The following is a 17,438-nucleotide window of genomic DNA, read 5'->3' on the forward strand; positions in this document are numbered from 1 at the left end:
CCTCCCAGGGCCGGCCGCCCCGTTTCCCGTTGACCCCACCCCGTACGGCGCCCCCCCCCCCCCCCCCCCCCCCCCCCCCCCTTCAGGCCAAACCCCCGGCCGCCCCCCCCCCACCCCCGCGGTACTGCGGCCGGGGTCGGGCGATCTTCAGTGCCGCCTTCAGGTGACCTTCAGTGTCGCCTTCGCCGTGGCCTCGGAGCTCGTACCGGCGTAGAGGTCGAAGTCGCCCTCCTCGACGACGAAGGTGCCGTCCTCGGAGTTGGTCCAGAAGCCGAGGTCCTCGGCGCCGAGCCGGAACCGCACCGTGGTGGACCTGCCCGCGGCGAGCCTCACCCGGCGGAAGCCGCGCAGCTTGCGCACCGGCTGGACGACGCTCGCGAACCTGTCGTGCACGTACAGCTGCACCACCTCGTCGCCTTCGCGGTCACCGGTGTTGGTGAGGGTCACCGCGACCTCGACGGTGTCGCCGTCGCGCAGGGCGCGCGCCGGGACCGACGTACGGCTCGGCTTCGGGGCGCCGGTCTCGAAGGTGGTGTAGCTGAGGCCGTGGCCGAAGGCGAATTCCGGGCCGTGCGGGAGGTCGAGGTACTTGGAGGTGTACTTGTTCTTCGGGTCGTACGGGCGGCCCGTCGGCTCGTGGTGGTAATGGATCGGGATCTGGCCGACGGAACGGGGGAAGGTCACCGGGAGCTTGCCGCCCGGGTTGACCTTGCCGAACAGGACGTCGGCGATCGCGTTGCCCGCTTCGGTGCCGCCGTGCCAGGCCTCCAGGACGGCGGGTGCGGAGGCCAGCCAGTCGCCGATGGTGAGCGGGCGGCCGTTGACGAGGACGACGACGAAGGGCCTGCCGGTCGCGGCGACGGCGGCGATCAGCTGCTCCTGGTTGCCGGGCAGACCGAGGTCGGCGCGGGCGGCGGCCTCGCCGCTGAGCGCGGCTCCCTCGCCGACGACCACGACGGTGACGTCGGCGGCCTGCGCGGCGGCGACGGCGGCCGGGATCCCGCTGGTGTCCTTGCCCTCGGCGTCGACGCCGAGGGCGTACGTCACCTCGGCGCCGGGGAGCGCCGCCCTGATGCCGGCCAGGACGGTGACCGCGGGCCACTTCTGCGCGGCGAGCGGGGTCGTCCAGGTGCCGAGGAGGTCCGGGGAGTCGCCGAAGGGTCCGACGACGGCCACGGACCTGGTGGCGGGCGGGAGCGGCAGTGCCTTCTTGTCGTTCTTCAGCAGCACCATGGTCCGGGCGGCGGTGTCGCGGGCGGCCTTGCGGGCGGCGGGCGTCGGTTCCCGGACGATGTCCTTCTCGTCCACGTACGGGTTGTCGAACAGGCCGAGTTCGTACTTGAGGCGCAGAACTCGGCGGACCGCGTCGTCCAGGCGCTCCTCCGTGATCAGGCCGGCGCGCAGCAGTTTCTTGCCGTGGTCGGCCAGGTGGGTGCTGGTCATCTCCATGTCGACGCCGGCGTTGAGGCCGAGGCGCGCGGCCTCGCCACCGTCGGCGGCGAACCCGTGCGGGATGAGTTCCTGGACGCCGGCCCAGTCGCTGACGACGAATCCGCCGAATTCCCAGTCGTCCTTGAGGATGCCGGTGAGGAGGCGCGCGTTGCCGTGTGCCGGTACGCCGTTGACGGTGTTGAAGGAGGCCATGACGGTGGCGCAGCCCGCGTCGAGGGCCGCTTTGAACGGCGGCAGGTAGAAGTTGCGCAGTTGCGACTCGGAGGCGACGACCGTGTTGTAGTCGCGGCCGCCCTCGGCGCCTCCGTAGGCGACGAAGTGCTTGGCGCAGGCGGCGATCCGGTCCTTGGCCGCGAGGTCGCGGCCCGCCTCGGTGCCCTGGTAGGCGACGACCTTGGCGGCGGCGAGCACGGAGGTGAGGTAGGGGTCCTCGCCGCTGCCCTCGGCGATGCGGCCCCAGCGCGGCTCGCGGGTGACGTCCATCATCGGCGCGAACGTCCAGTGGACGCCGTGGGAGCGGGCTTCCCTCGCGGAGACCTCGGCGTCGGTGGCGGCCACCCGCGGGTCGAAGGAGGCGGCCTGCGCGAGCGGGATGGGGAACGTCGTCAGCATGCCGTGGATGACGTCGAGCCCGTAGAGCAGCGGGATGCCGAGCCGGGTCTCCTCGACGGCGATCTTCTGGAGGGCGTTGTTGGCCCTGCCGCCGTAGATGGACAGGACCGAGCCGAGCCTGCCCTCGCGGACCGCCTTGGTGGCCGCCTCCGTGCCCCCGCCACCGGGGCCGGTCTCGTAGGCCCAGGGCAGCTGCTGGAGCTGCCCCAGCTTCTCGTCCACCGTCATGGTGCGGAGCAGCGCCGAGATCTCGCGTTCGTGGCGTCCCCCGGCGCTGCCGGGCCGGGGTGGGCGGGCCGCCGCGGCGGCCGGGCCGTTCGCTCCTGCTGCCGCTTGCACCGTGTCCGCCGCTCCCGTCGCCGTACCCTGTGCCGCTTGGGCCGCCTGTGCCGTTGCCGCCGCCGCGCCCGCCGCCACGGTTCCGCCGAACGCGGCAAGGACGCTGCGTCGTCTCACACCACTCATGCGTTCACCCCTTTGGAGAAGTACGGCCATGAAGTACCTGTGGACCATCACCTGTCGAGGGGAAGCTAGGTGGCTGGTACAGGTAGGTCAAGGGACGCGGCCGTGGTGGGTGCGACCTGAGTGATTCCTCGGTGTTTCCTCGGTTCTTCCTGGGTGATTCAGGCCTTGCGGGCCACGCCGACCCAGCCGGGGATCGGTTCGTCGCCGCTGACCGGGACGGGTTCGCCCAGCTCGGGGTGCCATTCGGCGGCCAGCGAGACGCCCGGCTCGACGAGCTCCAGCCCGTCGAAGAAGCGGGCGACCTCCTCGCGTGAGCGTGGCTGGAGGGTGAGGCCGCGGGCCCGGTACGTGGCGGCGGCCTTGTCGGCGCCCTCCGGGTCGAAGTCGCGGGCCACGTGCGAGAGCACCAGATAGCTGCCGCTCGCCAGCCGGTCCATCAGGCTGCGGACGATGTCGTAGGCGCCGTCCTCGTCACCGATGAAGTGCAGCAGCGCGACGAGGGACAGGGCGATGGGCCGGTCGAAGTCCAGGACCTTGCCCGCGCGTTCCAGGATCTCCTCGGGGCGGCGGGCGTCCGCCTGTACGTACTCGGTGGCGCCTTCGGGGGTGCTGCGCAGCAGGGCCTCGGCGTGTGCCAGCACGATCGGGTCGTTGTCGCAGTAGACGATGCGCGCGTCGGGGGCGGCGGCCTGCGCTATCTGGTGGAGGTTGGGCTCCGTGGGGATCCCGGTGCCGATGTCGAGGAACTGGCGTACGCCGTGCTCGGCCAGCCAGCGGGTGGCGCGGTGCATGACGGCCCGGTTGACGCGGGCCATGTCACGGCCGCGGGAGTCGATGAGCAGGAGCTGCCTGGCCATCTCCTCGTCGACCGGGTAGTTGTCCTTGCCCCCGAGGAACCAGTCGTACATCCGGGCAGGGTGCGGCTTGCTGGTGTCGATCTCGACGGATGCGGAGCTGCCGGTGGTGCGGTCCTGCCCGGTCATGGGTGTCTCCATGGGGTGTAAGGAAGTGGACACAGCGCGGGGATCCTCGGGTCAACAGGGAAAGCTCGGGTGAGCAGGGAGTGCTCAGGTCAGCGGGGAGTGCTCAGGTCAGCAGGAAGTCTGCCTTGCCGGCCTTCGCTCCCTGGATGAAAGCGGCGATCTCGCCGGGGGTGTAGATGAGGGCGGGGCCCTCGGGGTCGGCGGACTGGCGCACCGCGACGCGGCCGTCGGCCAGCTTCATCGTCTCCACGCAGTTGCCGCCGTTGCCGCCGCTCCAGGGCTTGGACCAGCCGTCGGTGGGCAGGTCACCGGCGGGCATGCCGTTGTAGATGCGCTGACCCGGGCGGCGGTCGGAGTGCCGCTCGCTGCGGCGGTCACCGGGCCGGTCGGCGCGGCGGCCGTCGCGGGGTGTGCGGGACATTCGGCTTCAGAGCTCCTTGCGGAAATCCGCGAGGATCTCCTTGGTGCGTGGTGCGGTGGCGGCCTGCGCCGCCATGCGGTCCATGACTTCGAGGTGGGTGGCCACTTCGAGGCGCGCGTCGAGGTAGACGGCTCCGGTCAGGTACTCGCTGTAGACCATGTCGGGCAGTTCGGGGACCGCAAACCGGAAGAGGACGAAGGGCCCGTAGGTCCCCGGGTGCGGTCCTGCGGCGAATTCCGCCAGCTGGAGGGTGACGTTGGGCAGGTCGGCGACCTCCAGCAGCCGGTCGGACTGGGCCCGCATCACGTCCGGGCCGCCGGCCGGGCGGCGCAGCGCGGTCTCGTCCATGATCGCCCACAGGGTCGGCGCGTCGGGGCCGGTCAGCAGCGACTGGCGCTCCATGCGGAGCGCGACGTGCCGTTCCACGTCCTCGGGGCGGGTCTGGCCGATGGCTCCGGTGCGCATGACGGCGCGGGCGTAGTCCTCGGTCTGCAGCAGCCCCGGCACGAAGTGCGGGTCGTACGACCTGACCAGGGACGCGGCGCCCTCCAGGCTCACGTACATGCTGAACCAGTCGGGCAGGATCGAGTGGAAGCGCTGCCACCAGCCTGGCCTGTTGGCCTCCTGGGTCAGCTCGACGAACGCGTCGCAGTCCTCGTCGCTGCTGCCGTACGCCTTCAGCAGCAGCTGTACATAGGGGATCTTGAGGGTGACCTCTGCGGTCTCCATCCGGCGGACGGTGGCCGGGGCGACGTGCAGCACCTTGGCCGCCTGGTCGCGGCTGAGCCCCGCGCGTTCGCGGAGGTCCTGGAGCCGCTTGCCGAGCACGACCTGACCGACGGTCGGGGCGGACCGCGGTTCACTCATGACTGACCTCCCCGTAACTCACCGTCACTGATTGCGGGTTGTTCTCACGTGCTGTTGCGATGCAGTGTGCCACGCGTTCCTGATCTCCGAAACGACACTCTGAAATTTTCAGAGTGCCCCTTGCCAAGTGGAGAGGGCAGAGGGAGAGTTGTGGCGTGAACTGGTTCACGCGGTTGCCGCGCACCACACCGGGGGAGGCGGTGCGCGGCAGCCGCTCCCCCATGGTGAGGATGCGGTCGTGGTACCTGGCTCCACGCTCTTTCCCCAGGTCATGGGCCCGATTCAGGGGGCCCGTGTCCGAAGGTTCGGATTTGCGCTGCCCGCATGTCCGGAGTCCGTTGCGCGCGCAAGGCATCTGACGACGGACCGGCTGGCGTACTGGGGACTCTTCGCGGACGTCGGCGACACGGCCGCGCTGGTGGTCTCGGAGCTGGTCACCAATGCGGTGATCCACACGGGGAGCGCGCGGGTCCGGTGCGAACTGTCCGACCGTGAGGGTCGGCTGCGGATATCCGTGCAGGACGAAGGGGTCTGCGCCGAGGGGCCCGCGCTGCGGCGCGAGGCGGCCTCGGAGACCGAGGGCGAACACGGACGCGGTCTGTTCCTGGTCGATGCCCTGTGCGACACCTGGGGCTCACAGGAGTACAGCGCGGACTCCGGCCGGACGGTGTGGGCGGAACTCACCCACAGCGGTACGCGATGAGTCATCGTCTCGCCGACCGGCTGACCCGGATGCGCCGCAACGGCGCCGGGTCGGGCGGTGCCCACCGGTTGCTGCTGCCCCCCGGCCAGGACCACACCCCGCTCGGCTGCGACGCGGTGGGGTTGCCCGCCCGGCACGGTCAGCGGCTGCTCAGGCAGTTGTCCCGGCCCGGCTGCGTGTTCGCCGACGCGGACCGCTGGTGGTGGATCGTCCCGGCGGGATCGGACCTCGGACTGCCGTGGCCCGAGATCGCCGAGTACGCGACGGGGGCGTATGTCAGGGCTTCGCGCCCGCGCCTGGTCCACGCACCCGAGGGCCCGGCCCCGTACACGCCGCCGATCCCCCTGTATCTGATGGTGTGCCGGCTGGCGGGTACCGCGCCGGTCTGGGCCGACGGGCTCTCGACCCCACGCTGACCTGCTGCTTCGTGCCCGCCTCGGGCCTGCGCAAGAGGCGTTGTCAGTGATGCTCGCTACTGTGTTCGTACTGATCGACGGGCGGCCCTGCGGCCGTCCTGTACGGGCACGATGGGGTGGGCACTGTGGGGCGGTTGGAGCAGGTCGAAGGCGTGGCGGCGGTCGAGGGCGCGGCGGCGGAGGCCGGTGCCGAGGGGCTCGCGCCGGCGGGGGCGGTCGGCGTGGCCGGGACCGTGCCGGTGCCGGACGAGGACACCTTTGTGCTGCCTGCCTCGTGGCGGCGGGTGCTGCATCCCCGGCGCGGCGGCATCCCGACGGAACCCGCGCCCGCCTCGCCGAGCGCGGTCGCGGAGTTCCGGTCGCTCGTCACGGAGCGCTCCGCTTCGATCGAGGAAACCCTGGGCTCCGCATCGACCGACCCCGCCCTGGCCGAGTCGGCCCGCCGTCATCTCGCAGGCTCCCCCGATCCGGTGGGCGCGGGCGCGGTGCTGGCCATGCTCGGCCGCGACCCGGAGCGCGAGTGGATCGACGCCCTGGTGGAGCTGCACGGTCTGCCCTTCGCGGCGCGTGCCGTGGTGGAGTTCCTCGACCTCGCCGTGCTGCACTACGACGCCCGCGGTAACAGGCTCCCGCAGCCCGGACTCGGCACCATGCCCGAGGGCCGGGGACAGTACACCGTGCACGGCCGCCGCCCCGCGCCCGACCGGGTACGCGCCCTGCTCGCCGCCACCGACGACGCGACCTACCAGCGGACCGTCGACGCGGTCGGACGGCGCCTGGGCACGGGCCGGCGCCGGATCAGCGCCGCGTACCTGCTGCCGACGCAGACCCGGTGGGTGGACGCGTGCTGTGCCGACCCCGGCCCGGACGGCAGTGAGGGCGGCGCGGTGCTCACCCTGCTGATGTGCGCGCTCGATTCCCCCGCTCAGCTGGAGGCCCTGGAGAGCAGCACGTCGTCCGGCTGGCCGGGCTGGTCGGTGGCGACGATCGCCACCCTGGCCGAGGGGATCGGCACCGCGGCGGTGAAACCGGTGGCGGCACAGCTCTCCGGCACGTACCCCTCCTCGGACCAACTGCGGCTGATCGCCATGGCGCTCGCCGAGTTCCCCACCGACGAGGCGTTAACGGAGCTGCTCGATCGCGCGGACAACACCTGTGTGGGGCCCGCCCTCCAGGAGGCCACGGCCCGCTGGCCGGTGCGGGCCGTCCGGCTGATGGCCGCGGAGACCCGGCGCGGCGGAGCGCTCGCGCAGCGGCTGCTGCGCGGTCACGTGCTCGCGCACCGGGCGCTGGTCGAAGCGGTGCTGCCGGAACTGCCGGGGGAGGTAGCGGCGGTGGTGCGCCCGCTGGTGGACGAGTCCGGAAGACTGCCGGACATCCCGGCCGCCGGCCTTCCCGAAGTACTGGTCTCCCCGCCGTGGACGAGCCCGGAGGAGCCGGGGATCAGGCCCCGGCCGGTGACCGGGCTGACGGTGCCGACGGAGTCGGCCGTGGTGTGGGCGCCCGGTGAGCACGAGCAGTGGCGCAACACCAGGTCCTGGCATCAGAGCGGCTGGTACGGCGAGCAGGTGGCGGGGTTCTCCGCCGAGGAGGTGCGTGCGGAACTGACGCAGGCGTCGCCGGAGTCCGCCGTGCTCTTCGTGACACGGCCCGAGGACGAGGTGCGCCCCTTCCTCGACAGCTGGGCGCCGGAAGACCTGTGGGACGGTGAGACACTGCTGAAGCCGGTCGCCGCGAGGTTCGGGACGGCCGCGCTGACCCTGCTGACACGGGTGGCCCGGCGCCGGCCGGCCCTGCACAGCGTGCTGCTCATGCCGTTCGTCGATGTGCGGGTGGCACGGCTGATGGCCGACTGGCTGACCGGGCGCAAGTCGATGGCGCCGCTGACCCGTTCCTGGTTCGCCCGGCACGCCGGGGCGGCGGCCGGCCTGCTGGTGCCGGACGCGGTCGGCAAGCCCGGCACCGGGCAGCGGGCGGCCGAGCGGGCGCTGCGGCTGATCGCCGCCCAGCACGGGGCGGACGTGGTGCTGACGGCAGCCGCCCCTTACGGACCGAAGGCCGCAAAGGCCGTGGATGCCCTGCTGCACGCGGATCCGCTGCGTACCGCGCTGCCGGCGAAGCTGCCGGTGATCGGGGCGTGGGCGGAGCCGGCGCTGCTGCCGCAGCTCACGCTGCGCGGCGGGCAGTCGGCCCTGCCGCTCGACGCGGCGCGGCACGTGGTGATGATGCTCGCGCTGTCCACGCCGCAGGAGCCGTACCCGGGGCTGGCCGCCGTGCAGGAGATCTGCGACCCGGCGTCGCTGGCCGAGTTCGGCTGGGAGCTGTTCGAGGCGTGGCGGCTGGCGGGGAAGCCGCCCCAGGACAGCTGGGCGCTGCACGCGTTGGGGGTGATCGGTGACGACGGGACGGTGCGGCGGCTGACGCCGGTCCTCAAGATCTGGCCCGGCGTCGGGGCGCACCACCGGGCCGTGGAGGGTCTTGAGGTGCTCGCCTCGATCGGCTCCGACGTGGCGCTGCTGCATCTGCACGGCATTGCTCAGCGGGTGAAGTTCAAGGCGCTCAAGGCAAAGGCCCAGGAGAAGATCGCACAGGTCGCGGAGGGCCTCGGGCTGACCGGGGAGCAGCTCGCCGACCGGCTGGTGCCGGACTTCGGGCTGGCGGCGGACGGCTCGACGGTCGTCGACTACGGCACACGCAAGTTCACTGTCGGCTTCGACGAGCAGCTGCGCCCCTACGTCCTGGACGGCGGGGGGAAGCGGCTCAAGGACCTCCCGAAGCCGGGCGCCAGGGACGACGCGGAGCTCGCCCCCGCCGAGCGCAAGCGGTTCATGGCGCTGAAGAAGGACGTCCGGACGACCGCGGCGGACCAGGTGCGGCGGCTGGAGGCAGCGATGGTCACGGGCCGGTCGTGGACGGCGGCGGAGTTCCGGGAGCTGTTCGTGGCACACCCGCTGCTGTGGCACCTGGTGCGCAGGCTGGTGTGGGTGAGCACGCCCGGGGTCGGTGCGCCGGCCGCGGCAGCGGCGGGGGACGGTGTGCGGGGCAGGGCGGTGTCCGGGGACGGCGGGCGGGGCACGGCGGCGGAGGACGGCGTACGGGGCACGGCGGTGCCCGGGGACGGCGTGCGGGGCACGGCGTTCCGGGTGGCGGAGGGCCGTACGTTCGCGGATGCGGAGGAGGGCGTGTTCGTGCTTCCCGAGGACGCGTCGGTGCGGCTGGCACATCCGCTGACGTTGGGCGAGGAGGCGGTGGCCGCCTGGTCGGAGGTCTTCGCCGACCACGGGATCCTCCAGCCCTTCGCCCAGTTGGGGCGGCCGGTGCACCGCCTCACAGCAGAGCAGGCGGCAGGTAGCCGGCTTGCCCGTTTCGAGGGTTTCAAGGTGCCGACCACCAAAATGCTCGGGCTCACCAAGCGGGGCTGGGAACGCGGCGTGCCGCAGGACGCCGGAGTGGAGAACGACATCAGCAGGCAACTCGGCGACCACCTCTACGTGGTGATCCGCCTGGACGGAGGGATCGCGGTCGGTGCCATCGACGCGATCCCCGAACAACGCCTGGCCGCGGTCGTCCTCGACACGCGCCGCGACGCGTACTGGTCTCGCGAGGACACCGGTCTGCGCTTCGGGGACATCGATCCGGTGGCGGCCTCCGAGGTCCTCGCGGACCTGGTGGACCTCACGGAAGGGGCCGTGCGATGACCGCCGCGGGGCACTGGTGACGCCCGCGACCAGCGGGGGGGCTGATCCAACGCTTGAGGGGGGGACGCGTAGGAACGGCTCTCGGGAGCGCCGAGCTCCCTCAGGAACGGGGCGCGGGCACCTGAGCGATGGAGCGGCCCGCCCAGGCGGGGGCGTCCTCGGTGAGGGAGACCAGCCGTTCACGGATGCTCTCAGGGAACGGGGTGGCCCGCCCGGCCCGCTGGTCGACGTGCAGGGCGAACAGCTCGCTGGTGGCCACCGGCTCGGCCTCGGTCGGCAGAGTGGCGGGGGACGGGTCCTCGATGCCCTTGGCACTCTCGGTGCCTTCGATGCCCTCGATCGGGTGCGCGTCCGCCACGATGAAGAGTTCGTGCGCGAAGCGGACCTTCTTGACGTCGGCGCCCAGGACCCGGGTGCGGACGGCGAGCCTGGCCCCCTCGGGGACTTCACTCAGGTACCGCAGGTGCGTCTCGACCGTGCAGAGGGAGCAGCCCGTGCGCTCGCGGTAGCCGGCGTGGAGTCCGGTCTCGATCATCATGGCGTCGGTCGCGTACCCGAAGACGAGGACGTAGAAGGCCTCGCTCATATGGCCCTTGTAGTCGATCCACTCGGGCCGCACGGTGTGGTGGACCAGCGGCAGGCAGTCCACGATGCTGTCCAGCTCGGTGGTGTCGGTGACATCGGCCTCGTCCCGGGCCCTGGCGGAGGACGGGTCGGCGGCGCTTGCGGAGGACGGCTCGGAAGGCCTGGCGGAGGACGGCTCGGCGGGGGTGTGCGTGCTGATCACGACCTGATTGACGCTCATACGGATCTCCTGGTGGTGGGGGGGAAGTGGCGCGACAGGCTCCGGGCGGACCGGTCCTGCGGCGGCTCAGGTCGCGTGGGTGAGCGTGGCGTCCACGTACGCGAGGAGCGCGTCGTGCATGTCCTGCGCACTGGTGCCGCCCGCGGACCCGGCCCCGGTGGGGGTGGAGGCGAGCACCTGGCCTGCGAGGCCGTCGATGAGGGCGGTGAGCAGGAGCGCCGTGGCCTCCGGATCCGTGCCGGGCCTGAAGGCGCCCTGAGCGACTCCGCGCCGTACGACGTCGGCGACGGTCTCCCGGCACTGCCGGTAGTACTCGACGTGCAGTCGGCCCACGGCGGTCGAACGGGCCGCCTCCGCCCAGAGATCGAGCCAGACGTGCCACTGCCGGCGCTGTCGCTCGCCGTAGGGGATCTGGAGCTCGATGAGCTGGCGCAGCTCGTCGGCGGCGTCGCGCGCCTCGGCGGTACGGGCGGTTCTGCGGGCGGCGTCCTGGTCCATGCACCAGCGGACGGCCGCCTCCAGCAGATCGTCGCGGCCGGGGAAGTGGTAGTGGACGGCGGCGGTGCTGGTGGCGCAGGCCGCCGCGATGTCGGCGACCCGTACCGCGTGGAAGCCGCGTTCGGCGATCAGCCGGACCGTCTCCCGCACGATCTGCAGGGGGCGGCCGCCGTCCGGGGAGCCCGCGCCTCCTGCGCTGCGGTGACGCCTGCCCGGCGCCCCCCGCACCGGGCGCGGGCCCTGCGAGGCGAGCAGCCATCCGGCGTCCACCCCGGCCGTGTCGGCGATCCGCGCCAGTTCGGCGGCGGTGAAGCGACGGGTGCCACCGAGGGAACGGGACAGTTGGGAGGGGTCCATGACGATCCGCCGCGCGAACTCACGCTGGCTGACCCCGGTGGCGGCGACGACCTCCCGCACCCGGGCAGCGACGGCGGACGCGGGCTCCGCCGCTACGTGCTGCTGCATGGTCGGCCACCGTACGCAGGAATTGAGCGAATCTCAACGCGGATGCGCACTGACATGCCATGCAGGCACTGACGGCTCCATCAGTTCCTGACGGTCACCACCCTCCCGCACCCGCCGTCCTCCTCCCCCCCCATGGCACCCCGCTACCCGCTCACTCCTTAACGCAGCCTTCACAGAGCCCTCTTGTGCCTGATCAACATCTCGGCAATCGTCCGGACCATGAGCCATACGCCCACGCCCGCGACCTCCCCCCCTCCCCTGGAGCCCGCCGCGCCCCGGCCCGTCCGGCAGTTGCTCGCCGCCTCCGTGGGCAACGCCGTGGAGTGGTACGACTGGTACGCGTACACCTTCCTGGCGACCTTCATCGCCGCCGAGATCTTCCCCAAGAGCTCGGGGAACTCACTGGTCCCGCTGCTCGCCACCTTCGCGGTCTTCGCCGTCGGCTTCTTCATGCGGCCGGTCGGCGGTCTGGTGCTCGGTGCGCTAGCCGACCGGCACGGCCGGCGGGCCGCGCTGACCGTGACGATCCTGCTCATGGGCGGCAGCAGCCTGCTGGTCGGCCTGACCCCGACGTACGCCTCGGCGGGGATCCTGGCGCCGGTCGTGCTGGTGGTGGCGCGGCTGCTCCAAGGTCTGTCCGTGGGCGGCGAGTTCGCGGCGTCGACGACGTTCCTCGTGGAGTCGGCGGGGCCCGGCAGGCGCGGCCTGTTCTCCAGCTTCCAGTACGTCTCGACGACGGCCGGTCAGCTGGCAGCCTCGGGCATCGCGGCGCTGCTGGTGTCGAACCTGAGCGACGGGCAGATGGACGGGTGGGGCTGGCGCGTCCCGTTCGTGCTCGGGGCGCTGCTGAGCCTGGTGGGGTTCTGGATTCGGCGCGGGGCGCACGAGACGCACACGCCGGTGGAGCGGGCGGAGCGTCCGGGTCTGTTCGACGCGCTGCGGAAGTACCCGCGGCAGTCGTTGCTGATCTGCGGGATCACCATGGGCGGCACGATCTCGTACTACACCTGGACGTCCTACCTTCCCACGTACGCCGAACTGAACGGCGGGTTCGAGAAGTCGGACGCGCTGCTCGCGGGGACGATCTCGCTGGCGTTCTTCGCGGTGCTCCAGCCGCTCGGGGGGCTGCTGTCGGACCGGATCGGGCGGCGGCCGCTGCTGCTGTTCTCGGGGCTCGGGTTCGCCGTGTTCATCGTGCCGCTGCTGGGGATCGTGGACGGGGGCGTGTCGTTCGGCACGCTGGTGCTGGTGCAGTGCGCCGGAATGGTCCTGCTCACCGGGTTCACTTCGATCTCGGCGGCGGTGAACGCGGAGATCTTCCCGGCCAGGGTGCGGGCCTCGGGGATCGGCTTCCCCTACTCGCTGACGGTGGCCCTGTTCGGCGGGACCGCCCCGTACCTGGGCACACTCTTCAAGGACCTCGGCAGCCCTGGGCTGTTCGCCTGGTACGTGGCGGCGCTGTGCCTGGTGTCGTCGGTGGTGTTCTTCCGGCTGCCGGAGAGCGCGCACAAGGAGCTGGAGAAGTAGGGGGACCGGGCGGAGAGCACCTTTCGCCGATCGGGCGGAGGTCACCCCCTCGCCCGTCAGGCGGGGAGGGGACGGCTCACAGCCGTGCCAGTTCCCGCTCCGCCGTCTCCACCAGCCCGTCCGCATGACAGCCGAGGGCCAGTTTCCGGCCCTCCTGCAGTTCCGTGCGTGAGCGGGCGGCGATACCCCATTCGACGCGGGCGGCGGCGTGTTCGTACCCGCAGGGCGACTCCTTGAGCAGGCTCACCGCGCGTTCCAGCAGGTCGGCGGCGCGCGGGCCCTTCGCCAGGGCGGCCTCGCAGCGCAGGGCCTCGCCGATCGCCGTGTGGGTGCCGACCCGTTCCGCCCGCTCCCGGGCGTATCCGGCGAGCCTCGCGGCGCGGGCCGGGTCGTCGGTGGCGACCGCGCGGGCCAGGTCGACGGCCCACGGGGCGATCACCGGGTGGTGTCTGCCCTGCGAAGTCAACGTCTCTCCCGCGGCCTCGAGTTCGAGGACGGCCTCCTTGGTGCGGCCCGACGCGAGCAGCAGTCTCCCTCGTACGGAGGCGGCGTCCGGGAAGACGCGGGTGGCCGGGTAGGGCGCCTGGAACTCGAAGTCGTCGGCGATCCGCCGGGCCTCTTCGACGTGCCCGCGGGCGAGCAGGGTGTCGATGAGCATGCTGACGGCATCCCAGTGCACCGGCATCCGGTGTCCCACCCGCTCGGCGAGCCGTACGCTCTCGCGCAGGTCGCGCTCGGCCCGCGCGAGGTTGCCCCGCCGGCGCTGGAGATAGCCGGTGAGGGCGTACGCGAAGGCCAGGTGGGCGCCGCTCCAGCCCGCTGTCGTGAAGGCCTGGCGGGCCTCGGTGAACAGCGCGTCCGCCCGGTCCAGCTGGTCGGCGAACAGATAGCTGAGCCCCAGCAGGGCGGGTGGTTCGAAGCCCCAGGTGGTGTCGGTCCAGGTCAGTCCGACGGGCAGGCTGCCGTTGACCAGGGCGCGGTCCCCGGTGTCGACGGCCACCTGGCAGTCCTCGCCGACGGCGGTCGCGTCGAACGCCCGGAGCATCAGCAGGGCCTGCTCGGTGGTGTCGCGGCCGGTGACCCGTGCGGCGGCCTCGGCGAGCCGCCGGGACCGGCCGATGCCGTCGCGCTCGACGGCCAGGACGCCCTCCCACAGGAAGTGCACCGTCTCCAGCCGCATCCGGGCCTGTCCGGCGGGCGCGGCGGCGGCTGCCGCGGCGACCATCCGGCCCGCTTCGCTGATCCGGTTGTGGTGGGTGAGGGCCTGGGAGAGCAGGAACACGGCGCCTGCGCGCTGCTCGTCGTCGAGGCCGGGCCGGCCCAGGGCGGATTCCAGATACGCCGCGGTGGCGGCGGGGTCACTGAGGTGGATCACCTTGCCCAGCTCGTACTCCACCTGGGAGAGGAGGGTGGGCAGCGGGGGTTCCTTGAGCGCCCGCTCCAGGCAGCGCCGGGCGGCGTCCGGGGCACCGACCGCCGCGTACTCCTCGGCGGCCGCCCGCATCCGTTCGACCAGGTCCTCGTCGCCCTCCGGCGGGAGTTCCAGCAGGTGGCGGGAGGCGGCTGCGGCGCCGTGCCCCGCCTCGATCAGGCGGCGGGCCGCGACGCCGTGCATGCCGGTGCGCAGGCCGCCGGGGATCGCCCGATACACGGCCTGGGCGATCGTCGGGTGCACGAAGTCGAGCCGGTCGTCGCCGGTGAGGATGCGGGCGGCCCGCAGCCGCTCGGCGCAGTCCGCGGCGTCCTCGACGGGGAGGTTGGCGAGCTGCGCGGCCAGTTCCAGGGAGATGTCGGTCTCCAGGATGCTCGCGGCGAAGGCGAAGTGGGCGGTGCTGGTCCCCATGCCCATGAGGCGCTCCACCAGGCCGGGCTCGCGGGCGGACATGATGAGCGGGCGCAGCCGGCCCGCGCTCGCTTCGACCGGGTCGAGTCCGGCGTCCTTGGCGCGGGCCAGCAGCTCGACGGTCTCGTACAGGTTGCCGCCGGTGACGGCCCACACCTCGCGGCAGAACGGGTTGTCGGCGTGCTGCCCCAGTTCCTCGCGGGTGAGCTGCGCGGTGGCGGCCGGGGTCAGTTCGCTCAGCAGTACGGCGCCCCCGGTGGCGGCGCCGCCGAGCCGGCGGAGCAGGGCCGCGGACTCGCCCCCGGATTCGGCGGTGCGGTACGCGACGACGAGCAGCACCCGCAGCTGCGCGCCGCGGGTGGCGTGGTGCGCGAGCCAGGTCAGCGTCTCCAGGTCGCTCCACTGTGCGTCGTCGACCACCAGGACGAGTGGCTGGTGTGCCACGGAGAGCCGGTCCACCAGCACGTCGAGGCCGTCGCGCACACCTTGCGGATCTGCCTTCACCTCGCTGGGCGGGGCGATGCCGAGGGCAGGCCCCGCGCTCGAGTACCGGTCGCCGAGCAGGTCGCGGGCGTCGGCGTCCCCGGTGACGGTCAGCGCGGGCTGCAGCAGTTGCCGTACGACATGGAAGGGGACGGAGGTCACGGTCTCGCCGCCGCGCGCGGACCACACCGTGCAGCCCCGGTCCCTGGCCACTCGCTGGACCTCCGCCAGCAGCGCGGTCTTCCCGATCCCGGGCGCACCCCGGTAGACCAGGACCCCGCCGCGCGCGTGCTCCTCGCACAGGGCGTCTATCGCCCGGCCGGCCGCGACCAGCTCCGCTTCGCGTTCCAGCAACAACGGGCCGGGGACCGGATTCTCCGGCCGGGACACGCTCATCCCCATCCCCCTCGCAGGTGTCGGATCTCCGAGCCTAGTCCCCCGGGCGGAACGGTGACCAGTATCCTCCGCAATTCACCGCGACGGGGTTTCCCGGGCGGCCTCCACCGCCAATTCCGCGGCTGTGGGCAGGGATTGACGCTCCGTCCGCTTGTTCAGGAGGTGGTCAGCAGGACGCCCCCGTACGACACTCCCGCCACCACCACCCACGACGCCAGCCCGAGCCCGGCGACCCGGCCTCCGGTGCGGGTCAGGGTGGGCAGGTGCACGGCGCTGCCCAGGCCGAACAGGGCGGCGGCCAGCAGCAGTTCCTGCGCGTGCTGGGCCAGGCCGATCGCTGCGCCCGGGAGCAGGCCGGTGCTGCGCAGCGCGACCATCGCGAGGAAGCCCACGACGAAGAGCGGGACGAGCGGCGGCCGTGCGGCCCTGCGGCCGCCCGCCACCGGTGCGGTCCTGCGCCTCCTGCGTACCGACAGGGCGACCGCGGCCACCAGCGGTGCGAGCAGCGCCACCCGCATCAGCTTGACCAGGACGGCTTCGCCGAGTGCGGCGGGACCCGCCGTCTGCGCGGTGGCCACCACCTGCCCCACGTCGTGCACGCTCGCTCCGACCCAGCGGCCGAACTCGGCGTCGGTGAGCCCCAGCGGGCCGTGCAGCAGGGGGAGTACGGCGATGGCGAGCGTGCCGCACAGGGTGACCAGGGCCACCGAGGTCGCGGTGTCGCGTTCGTCGCTGTCGGTGGCCTCGCTGACCGCGCCGATCGCGGAGGCCCCGCAGATCGAGTACCCGGTGGCGATGAGCAGCGGCTGGTCGCCGGGCAGCCCCATCTTCCGGCCGAGCCACCAGGTGCCGGAGAAGGTCGCGGCGACCACCGCGAGGACCATGAGGACGGTCGCCCAGCCGATGCCCAGGACGTCGTCCAGGCTCAGCTTCAGCCCGAGCAGGACCACACCGGCCCGCATCAGCCGTTTCCCGGCGAAGGTCAGCCCGGGCCGTGCCCCGCCGCGCACCAGGGCCCGGGCGAACGGCAGGTGCGCGACGACGATGCCGAGCACCACGGCGGCGGTCAGCATCGGCACGGCGGGCAGCAGCAGATGGACCGCCCAGGCGGCCGCGACCCCGGCCGCCGCCAGGGCGAGCCCCGGCAGTGTGCGGGGTGCGGAAGGGGCGGCGGACGGCCCGGCCGGGCGTTCCCGCAGGAGTGCCATCAGCGGTCGGCCGGCAGGGCGTAGACACGGCGGACGCTGGAACCGATGCGGGATATGTCGGCGCCGTAGACGTGCAGGGATATCGCCGTGTCGGTACAGGCGTTCCAGACCTTGTGGATGTCGCCGGGCGGGGCGAACCCGCAGACCGCGCCCGGTGGGTTGACGACGTCCTCGGTGGCGACGAGGTGGGCCTCGGCACCCTGGCCCGCGGGGACCAGGCGGTAGCGGCGCTCGCGCTCCTCGCCCTGGTGGACCCCGGTGGTGCACCAGGAGATGTGGTCGTGGACGGAGGTCTCCTGGCCCGGCAGCCAGACGAGGGCGACGACCGAGAAGCTGCCGTCGTGCTCGGCGTGCAGGAGGTGCTGCCGGTAGCGGTGCGGGTCGCTCTCCTGCTGCTCGGCGGTGAGGAGGTCGTCGGCGCCCAGGTGCGGGGCGAGGCGTTCGCCGACGAGGTAGGCGGTGAGGTCCGGCGGGAGTCCGCGGCCGACGGCTTCGCGCACCGAGGCGACGAGGGCGTCCAGGCGGCCGGTGGTACGCGCTGCCGTGTAGGCGGTCGAAGTCGTGGTCATACGGGCAGGGTGACGGCGTACGATCCA

At 72.7% G+C, this 17,438-nt stretch carries 13 protein-coding genes; 4 read left to right on the plus strand and 9 right to left on the minus strand.

Annotated elements, in window-relative coordinates:
* Positions 1 to 159: 159 nt before the first annotated feature.
* The 4 genes from ACFWVV_RS15910 to ACFWVV_RS15925 form a co-directional block, all read right to left on the minus strand.
* A complete protein-coding gene (locus ACFWVV_RS15910) occupies positions 160 to 2,529 on the minus strand; it encodes a glycoside hydrolase family 3 N-terminal domain-containing protein (RefSeq protein WP_384352804.1) in 2,370 nt (789 codons plus the stop codon).
* Positions 2,530 to 2,687: 158 nt separating this feature from the next.
* A complete protein-coding gene (locus tag ACFWVV_RS15915) occupies positions 2,688 to 3,512 on the minus strand; it encodes an SAM-dependent methyltransferase (protein WP_384352801.1) in 825 nt (274 codons plus the stop codon).
* Positions 3,513 to 3,615: 103 nt separating this feature from the next.
* On the minus strand, positions 3,616 to 3,831 hold the full coding sequence (locus ACFWVV_RS15920) for a DUF397 domain-containing protein (protein WP_384352836.1): 216 nt from the start codon (positions 3,829 to 3,831) through the stop codon (positions 3,616 to 3,618).
* Positions 3,832 to 3,939: 108 nt separating this feature from the next.
* On the minus strand, positions 3,940 to 4,800 hold the full coding sequence (locus tag ACFWVV_RS15925; RefSeq protein ID WP_384352798.1) for a helix-turn-helix domain-containing protein: 861 nt from the start codon (positions 4,798 to 4,800) through the stop codon (positions 3,940 to 3,942).
* Positions 4,801 to 5,038: 238 nt separating this feature from the next.
* Between ACFWVV_RS15925 and ACFWVV_RS15930 the strand changes: the two genes are divergently transcribed.
* The 3 genes from ACFWVV_RS15930 (at position 5,039) to ACFWVV_RS15940 (ending at position 9,617) form a co-directional block, all read left to right on the plus strand.
* Positions 5,039 to 5,503 (plus strand): ATP-binding protein, encoded by a 465-nt coding sequence (locus ACFWVV_RS15930; protein ID WP_384352795.1) that lies wholly within the window; start codon positions 5,039 to 5,041, stop codon positions 5,501 to 5,503.
* A complete protein-coding gene (locus tag ACFWVV_RS15935; protein ID WP_384352792.1) occupies positions 5,500 to 5,919 on the plus strand; it encodes a hypothetical protein in 420 nt (139 codons plus the stop codon). Before ACFWVV_RS15930 ends, ACFWVV_RS15935 begins: the two co-directional genes overlap by 4 nt.
* A 134-nt stretch (positions 5,920 to 6,053) precedes the next feature.
* Positions 6,054 to 9,617 (plus strand): DUF4132 domain-containing protein, encoded by a 3,564-nt coding sequence (locus tag ACFWVV_RS15940; RefSeq protein ID WP_384352789.1) that lies wholly within the window; start codon positions 6,054 to 6,056, stop codon positions 9,615 to 9,617.
* A gap of 100 nt (positions 9,618 to 9,717) precedes the next feature.
* On the opposite strand, the gene ACFWVV_RS15945 is transcribed toward ACFWVV_RS15940, so the two are convergent.
* Together ACFWVV_RS15945 and ACFWVV_RS15950 are read right to left on the minus strand one after the other, a co-directional pair.
* Entirely contained in the window at positions 9,718 to 10,203 is a 486-nt protein-coding gene (locus tag ACFWVV_RS15945; protein ID WP_384352833.1) for a thioesterase family protein, read from the minus strand.
* Positions 10,204 to 10,488: 285 nt separating this feature from the next.
* Positions 10,489 to 11,385 carry a TetR family transcriptional regulator C-terminal domain-containing protein gene (locus ACFWVV_RS15950; RefSeq protein ID WP_384352786.1) on the minus strand — a complete coding sequence of 299 codons (897 nt, stop codon included), beginning with the start codon at positions 11,383 to 11,385 and terminating at the stop codon, positions 10,489 to 10,491.
* A gap of 219 nt (positions 11,386 to 11,604) precedes the next feature.
* On the opposite strand from ACFWVV_RS15950, the gene ACFWVV_RS15955 reads away from it, so the two are divergent.
* Entirely contained in the window at positions 11,605 to 12,912 is a 1,308-nt protein-coding gene (locus ACFWVV_RS15955) for an MFS transporter (RefSeq protein WP_384352783.1), read from the plus strand.
* 76 nt (positions 12,913 to 12,988) lie between these two features.
* Here the strand turns inward: ACFWVV_RS15955 and ACFWVV_RS15960 are convergent, their stop codons facing one another.
* The 3 genes from ACFWVV_RS15960 to ACFWVV_RS15970 all read right to left on the minus strand — a co-directional run bounded on the left by ACFWVV_RS15960 (position 12,989) and on the right by ACFWVV_RS15970 (position 17,411).
* Positions 12,989 to 15,634 (minus strand): ATP-binding protein, encoded by a 2,646-nt coding sequence (locus ACFWVV_RS15960; protein WP_384352782.1) that lies wholly within the window; start codon positions 15,632 to 15,634, stop codon positions 12,989 to 12,991.
* A 155-nt stretch (positions 15,635 to 15,789) separates the two neighbouring features.
* A complete protein-coding gene (locus tag ACFWVV_RS15965) occupies positions 15,790 to 16,842 on the minus strand; it encodes a YeiH family protein (RefSeq protein WP_384352779.1) in 1,053 nt (350 codons plus the stop codon).
* A complete protein-coding gene (locus ACFWVV_RS15970) occupies positions 16,842 to 17,411 on the minus strand; it encodes a cysteine dioxygenase (RefSeq protein WP_384352776.1) in 570 nt (189 codons plus the stop codon). Before ACFWVV_RS15970 ends, ACFWVV_RS15965 begins: the two co-directional genes overlap by 1 nt.
* Between the last annotated feature and the right edge of the window lie 27 nt (positions 17,412 to 17,438).

The organism is Streptomyces sp. NPDC058663 (assembly GCF_042716745.1).
GTDB lineage: Bacteria > Actinomycetota > Actinomycetes > Streptomycetales > Streptomycetaceae > Streptomyces.